Raw genomic sequence first — 5,905 nt, 5'->3', positions numbered from 1 at the left:
CCAGTAATGGGTCTTGGAAACGTTCGTTTGTCAGGACTCGAGACTGTTCACACTGAGATCCCCGAGTTCCTGCGGCGGCACCCCGACAAATCGTCTTGCAAACCGTCTTGCAAACCATCTAGTCTCAGAACCGAACAGACACGGGATTGCGAGACAGGAGCGCAGTGACAGTCATCGGATACGCGCGAGTAAGCACCACCGACCAGAACCCGCAACTACAACTCGACGCACTCACGGCCGCGGCCGCCGAGAAGGTGTTCACCGACCACGGTGTGTCCGGTGCCAAGACGTCACGCCCGCAGCTCGATGCCGCACTCGACTACCTGCGCCCCGGCGACGTGCTCACCGTGTGGAAACTCGACCGCTTGGGCCGCAACACCGTCCACCTGCTGCAGCTGGTCGACGACCTGCACTCCCGCGGCATCGGATTCCACAGCATCACCGAAGGCCTGACGACCGAAGGCCCGATGGGCAGGGCAATGCTCACCGTCATGTCGGCGTTCGCGCAACTCGAACGCGACACGATGATCGAACGCACCAAGGCAGGCTTGGCCGCGGCCGCAGCGAACGGCCGCAAGGGTGGCCGGCGCCCCACGTTCAACACCGAGGACATCGACCAGGCCCGCGAATACCGCGACCGGGGCATGAGTGCCGTCGAGATCGGAAAGCTCACAGGCATGTCCCGCGCCACCGTGTACCGGCTGCTCGCGGCCGCAAACGCTGACAGTGCAGAAGTCTCCGAGTAATCGCCTGCACCCAACACCCACCAGGCCCAGAGAGGTAGGGCAGGCGTTCGCCACCCCTCCAAATTATCGGAAAGGGGGGTCGGCTCCTGACTCCTCGGTTAGTCAGGGATTTTCTACCGCCAGGTCGAAATGAAGTGAATCGCCTCGGGGTGTCCGGACACTTCACTGTGTGGACGAGAGTGAGAGTGATGGTCACCGGGCCGCCACCGAAGTTCCCCGGAACCCGGGACATCCTCCAGAAAGGCCGGCCTGTGCACGACGACTTGGTGGGCTGCCGGTTCACGGGACCACCGCCCAAGCCCTGTCAACGAACCGGATGAGGCCGCCACCCTCACGGCCTAGGCGGCGGCCTCATCCGGTTTCACGGTGCGGGTGTCAGCTGAAAAAGCTGCCCGAGCCTGTGCCCGAGCCTGTGCCCGAACCGAAGTCGAAGCACAACGATCCGGTGCACTTCTCGATGGCGATCACCGACACCGTGTTGCCGCCACTGTTGGTGACGTAGGCGCGGGACCCGTCCGGCGTGACCGCCACCCCGAACGGGGCGGCCCCGACCATGATCGGCGGCCCGACCACCAGGTTGGTGGCGGTGTCGATCACCGACACCGTGCCGGCGCCATTGTTGGCGACGTAGGCGAAGGACCCGTTCGGGGTGATCGCCACCCCGACCGGGCCGGCCCCACTGGCGTATACCGAAGCCCTGTCCGATGAAAAAGCTTCCACGGCCATCAGTTTCATGCACCGTGCCCGGGTGTTCTTCGCCGCTCACGGCATCACCCATATTGACCGGGTCGTCACCGACAACGGGTCCTGTTACCGGGCGAAGGACTTCGCCAAAGTGCTCCACGGGGCACGTCATCAGCGAATCGCCCCGTACACCCCACGCCACAACGGGAAGGTGGAACGGTACAACCGCATCCTCGCCGAGGACTTCCTCTACGCCCGCGAATGGCATTCCGAACAGCAACGCTCCGAGGCCCTGCATGTGTGGAACATCCACTACAACTACCATCGACCCCACACTGCCGCCGGGAACCAGCCACCAGCGACCCGACTCCACACCGGTGTCACCAACGTCATGGCCTCATACACTTAGCACCGGATCTCGGGCGTCTGTCCCTCAACTCCCGGATCGCCGGGGTGTCCTCCACCGGGCACGGATCCTTCCGCGCCGCGAGCCTGCCCTGCCCGTCCCGCCGCGGCACCGTGCCCGCGCATTTGTTCGCCTACCAGCTCGAATATGGGGTCATCCCACGGTTGGGGTGGTCGAATACCGAGGACGCGGTGCTATGCCACCAATGCGATTTCGCCGGCTGCACCAACCCTGCCCACCTACTGTTGGGAACACACCGCACCAACCGCAGCGAATACGACGGGGTTCCGGTAATAATCGCCGGAACCCCCAATAGGTCAACGCATCACCGACGATAGCGGATCAGCCCCAGAAGATCGGGTCGCCACTGTTTTCGATGTGATCGAGCAAGTCCTGAACGTGCGGGCTCGGTGCCAAGAACTGGTAGCGGTGGAAGGCGAGGTTCCGGTCCCGCCAATATAACGTCCACAACCCGGTCTTCTTTGTGTAGTGCAGACGGGCGATCGGGAATCGTGTCCACTGCGGACCGAGGCCCTCCCGCCATGGTGGCCGGCATTCGCAAATCGTCAGATGGCGTGGCACAATGTCGCATTCGACTCGGATCTCGTGGCGATACCGTTCGGGAACTCTGCTCGCGCAATACTTCACGACCCGAACGACATCCAATTCGGGAAGTCCGGTGGCAGCCATGACCACCATCATGCCAACTACAGTTGACGGCCGGCTTCGCTATGCGGTGACGTAGGTGCCGAGCACCTGTTCCACTCTCTGACGTGGACTGTTCCAGTCGAGCACACGACGAGGTCGATCGTCGAGTCTGGCCGCGATCGTGTCCAGGTCGTCCTGGGAGAAACCGCACAGGTCAGCATTCTTGCGCAGGTACCGACGAAGGAGCCCATTCGTGTTTTCGTTCGTCCCGCGCTGCCACCGATGATGCGGAGCGCAGAAATACACCGGCATGTCGAGTGCTGCGGTGATGCGCTCGTGCTCGGCCATTTCCCGTCCACGATCCCACGTCAGCGACCGACGACGATGCGCCGGCAGCCGCGACAGATAAGCGATCAACGCCTCCGCCACCGTGTCGGCCCGGTACCCGTCCGGGAGCGCCACCACATGCGTGGAGCGGGTTTGTCGGTCCGCCAGCGTCGCGACCGCTGACGGCCGGGTGCCGAACACGAGATCGCCTTCCAGATGCCCGGGCTCGGTGCGGTTGTCTGCGTCGGGGCCACGCAGATCGATGGAGACCATGTTGCGTATCCGCCCGCGACCGTGGGAGCGTTTCTTCCCTCGCGGTCGGCGGATCGGCCGAGCGGTGCGAAGTTCATGAAAGGTAGTGCTGTCGAACACTTTGCGTGACGGAATGTAGAGGCAACGGTAGAGGGTCTCGTGCGAGACCCACATCTGGGGTCGGCCGGGTGTTCACGCCGGAGCCAGAAGGAGATCTGTTGCGGGGACCACTGCTCACCCAACTTCGCCGTGATGATCTCCCGCAGAATCGGTCGAGTACACAGCTTCGATGGTTTGGGGCGTCGAGCACGCACATACGCCGCGGCATCGGCGTCGATCGCCCGGGAGTGGCCGCGTCCACCGTGACGAGCAATCTCGCGGGAGACCGTGGACGGGGATCTTCCGAGCATCATCTCACCAGTAGTGATGCGTTGACCTATTGAGACCAAGTAGGTTTATGCCCCCTACCTGCGCTTAATCACTGGGTCTAGAGATAGAGATAAGGAGCGCCGCCCTTGCGTACCTACGGTGCGAAGTGCGCAGCCTCAGGCGATCGTCTCGGCGCACCGCCCGAGCCGCGCACGAGAGACCCTGAACGTTCCGCTGCTAGGTCGTCTCGCCCTCGGTAGTGCTACCGATTCACGGCAACGCCGTGCAACGGGTTGTAGCGCTAGATCGTGTTGCTCACGCTGCCCCACTCGACGGGCAGGAACGGTGTGTGGCGACCTCTTTCTCGTCGCACCGGCAGTGGAGAACGGGCCTCCGACACCGTGGGCCGCCGGTTCACCCGGCCACCGCACGAGTCCCGTCGACAACCCGGATGATGCCGCCACCCTCACGGTCGGGGTGGCGGCATCAATCGGTTTCTACGGTGCGGATGTCAGCTGAACGCGCTGCCCGCACCCGAGCCGCTGCCCGTCACGAACCGGAATCGAAACACAACGATCCGGTGCACTGATCGATGGCGATCACCGACACCGTACCGTCGTTGGAGTTGGCGACGTAGGCGTAAGACCCGTTCGGGGTGACCGCCACACCCCGGGGGTAGTCCCCGACAGGGATGGTCGCGGTCACGGTGTCGGTGGCGGTGTCGATCACCGACACCGCGCCGTCGGCAACAAAGTTGGTGACGTAGACGCGGTGTCCGTCCGGGGTGATCGCCACCCCTCCGAGGTGGTCCCCGACAGGGATGGTCGCGGTCACGGTGTCGGTGGCGGTGTCGATCACCGACACCGAACCGTCGTTGTAGTTGTTGACATAGGCGTAAGACCCGTTCGGTGAGGCCGCCACCGCGTCGGGGTAGGCCCCGACAGGGATGGTCGCGGTCACGGTGTTGGTGGCGGTGTCGATCACCGACACCGAATTGTCAATGACGTTGGTGACGTAGACGCGGTGTCCGTCCGGGGTGATCGCCACCCCGGCGGGCTCACCTCCGAGGGGGATGGTCGCGGTCACGGTGTCGGTGGCGGTGTCGATCACCGACACCGCGCCGTCGACAAAGTTGGCGACGTAGGCGTAAGACCCGTTCGGGGTGACCGCCACGCCCTGGGGGTGGTCCCCGACAGGGATGGTCGCGGTCACGGTGTTGGTGGCGGTGTCGATCACCGACACCGTGGCGTCACCGTTGTTGGTGACGTAGACGCGGTGTCCGTCCGGGGAGGCCGCCACCGCTTCGGGGGGAACCCCGACGTCGACCGTGCCGACCACGGTGTTGGTGGCGGTGTCGATCACCGACACCGACTTGTCAAAGACGTTGGTGACGTAGACGCGGTGTCCGTCCGGGGAGGCCGCCACCGCGTTGGGGGAAACCCCGACGGGGACTGTCGCTATCACGGTATCGGCTGCCGCGGTCCCCGTACCGGATATATAAGCCCCGACCACAACGATGGCTGCCAAGCCGAGGACAAGACTTCGGAACTTCCCTCGGACCGTGCGGTAGCCACGAGAACGCTTGTACTTGTTCACACTAATTTCCTCCGATAGTAAAACTTCGGTACAACCGATAAGCCCAGGAATGTTAGCGAAGATAGAATCAGGGATCTGCGCAGCAACTTACTCACGAGCAATCTCCTAACTAATGTGTATACGGGTGTCGATAGGTATTTCCTTTGACCCGACAACACTTCGATGCAACCGAACGCGGTGGGCTTGCTATCGGACGCGAACGTGCGCATTTGACGTGTTTCAAAGGTAATCAGAGGGCTTTTCGTCGGCCAGTTTCGGCGGCACGGCGGGCTTTGGCTGCCGCGTGAAGCCGCGCGCAGATGAATTCAGTGAAATTGTTTGTTCGGACTGTAGCGAGACTGCGACCGATCAAATTCGACAATATCTCGTTGTTCATGACAGTCGCAGCGAGTCCCCTTCCTCGGATGCCATTGAAGTGTCCCAAGAAACCGAAAAACTATTGAATACCTCGACTGGACACAATTTGTACCTGCGACCGGGGGTAATGTCAACAAAATTGGGAAAACTTGAACAACGGTTAACCCGCTCTTTCGCATCCCCAACTTCTCCCAGCCCACTACCCAGGGCTCCGGGGAGTTCGTCACGCTGTTCGGTGGTCAGTTGCCGGTATCGGCGGGACCGTCCGGTGACGGTGTCCCACCAGTGCGGCTGCGCGGTGATTTCGTTCGGGTCGAGAAGTGGGCCGGCGATGTCGGCTACCGCCGATTGTGTGGCTGCGCTGATGCCGGTCCAGTCGAAGACTGCGGTGGTGCGGGGGGCGCGTTGAGGGAAACGGAGTTGCTCGCTCACCCAACTGCGGGCGTCGTGGATCGCGTCGGTCAACTCGATCACCGCCTTTTCTACTGCTGAGCAGTGTGGTCTGGGCAGACAGGGTGCC

At 62.8% G+C, this 5,905-nt stretch carries 6 protein-coding genes and 3 pseudogenes; 4 read left to right on the top strand and 5 right to left on the bottom strand.

From position 1 onward, the window contains the following. The first annotated feature begins 164 nt into the window (after positions 1–164). Positions 165–746 (top strand): recombinase family protein, encoded by a 582-nt coding sequence (locus tag RM2_RS22375; RefSeq protein WP_072691680.1) that lies wholly within the window; start codon positions 165–167, stop codon positions 744–746. Between the two features lie 375 nt (positions 747–1,121). Here the strand turns inward: RM2_RS22375 and RM2_RS22370 are convergent, their stop codons facing one another. Continuing rightward, positions 1,122–1,406 carry a YncE family protein gene (locus tag RM2_RS22370; protein ID WP_072691679.1) on the bottom strand — a complete coding sequence of 95 codons (285 nt, stop codon included), beginning with the start codon at positions 1,404–1,406 and terminating at the stop codon, positions 1,122–1,124. 7 nt (positions 1,407–1,413) lie between these two features. Between RM2_RS22370 and RM2_RS22365 the strand changes: the two are divergent. Continuing rightward, positions 1,414–1,839 (top strand): annotated as a pseudogene (locus RM2_RS22365) (integrase core domain-containing protein); the annotation flags it as partial. A 35-nt stretch (positions 1,840–1,874) separates the two neighbouring features. Continuing rightward, a pseudogene (locus RM2_RS25475) lies at positions 1,875–2,117 on the top strand (hypothetical protein); the annotation flags it as partial. A gap of 61 nt (positions 2,118–2,178) precedes the next feature. Here the strand turns inward: RM2_RS25475 and RM2_RS22355 are convergent. Both RM2_RS22355 and RM2_RS22350 read right to left on the bottom strand, forming a co-directional pair. Beyond that, positions 2,179–2,526, bottom strand: a complete 348-nt coding sequence (locus tag RM2_RS22355) for a DUF3024 domain-containing protein (RefSeq protein WP_072691682.1) — start codon at positions 2,524–2,526, stop codon at positions 2,179–2,181. A 39-nt stretch (positions 2,527–2,565) separates the two neighbouring features. Continuing rightward, entirely contained in the window at positions 2,566–3,237 is a 672-nt protein-coding gene (locus RM2_RS22350; protein ID WP_072691678.1) for an IS30 family transposase, read from the bottom strand. Positions 3,238–3,777: 540 nt separating this feature from the next. Here RM2_RS22350 and RM2_RS24750 point away from each other — a divergent pair. Beyond that, a complete protein-coding gene (locus RM2_RS24750) occupies positions 3,778–3,951 on the top strand; it encodes a hypothetical protein (protein ID WP_169846807.1) in 174 nt (57 codons plus the stop codon). 30 nt (positions 3,952–3,981) lie between these two features. Here RM2_RS24750 and RM2_RS22345 read toward each other — a convergent pair whose 3' ends face one another. Both RM2_RS22345 and RM2_RS22340 read right to left on the bottom strand, forming a co-directional pair. Further along, the gene (locus RM2_RS22345) at positions 3,982–5,028 is read right to left on the bottom strand and encodes a beta-propeller fold lactonase family protein (RefSeq protein WP_245814101.1); all 1,047 of its coding nucleotides are present in this window, start codon (positions 5,026–5,028) and stop codon (positions 3,982–3,984) included. Positions 5,029–5,400: 372 nt separating this feature from the next. Then, positions 5,401–5,905: pseudogene (locus tag RM2_RS22340) on the bottom strand (hypothetical protein); the annotation flags it as partial.

The organism is Rhodococcus marinonascens NBRC 14363 (genome assembly GCF_001894885.1).
In the GTDB taxonomy this organism is placed as follows: Bacteria; Actinomycetota; Actinomycetes; order Mycobacteriales; family Mycobacteriaceae; genus Rhodococcus_F; species Rhodococcus_F marinonascens.
Note: the sequence above shows the minus strand (reverse complement) of the source record. Positions and strands in the feature narration are given on the sequence as shown.